Source organism: Burkholderia sp. APQ4-4ca, from assembly GCF_057837105.1.
Genome location: NZ_JBYQCG010000025.1, coordinates 1 through 451, shown reverse-complemented (window position 1 = coordinate 451; position 451 = coordinate 1). Strand labels below are relative to the sequence as shown.

Annotated in this window: 1 protein-coding gene; it reads left to right on the top strand. The window is 67.6% G+C overall.

Features of this window, described 5'->3' with window-relative positions; translation table 11 throughout:
• On the top strand, window positions 1-451 hold a 451-nt coding region (locus AC3IFE_RS01475; protein WP_489189382.1), incomplete at both ends, for an IS21 family transposase.

The following is a 451-nucleotide window of genomic DNA, read 5'->3' as shown; positions in this document are numbered from 1 at the left end:
GGAACACGGTGCGCAGCTGGCTTCGGCAGACGGATGCCGTTGAGCCGAAGTACCCGAAGCGCGTCAGCCCGAGCGTCGTCGACGAGTGGGCCGCGCAACTGACGGGCTGGCTGCGGGCGGACAGCCATCGCCCGAAGCGTGACCGGCGCACGGCCCGGTTCATGTTCGAGGCCATCCGCGGCGAGGGCTACGCCGGCAGCTACGGCCGCGTCAGCGCCTTCGTGAGACGCTGGCACGAGGAGCAGGCTGAAGCACCGCGAAGGAAGGCCTATGTACCGCTGGCCTTCGAACCCGGCGAAGCCTTCCAGTTTGACTGGAGCTGCGAATACGCCTTCATCGGCGGGTTGCGGCGACGCCTGGTGGTCGCCCACGTCAAGCTCAATGCCAGCCGGGCGTTCTGGCTGGTCGCCTATCCGACCCAGAGTCACGAGATGCTGTTCGATGCGCACGC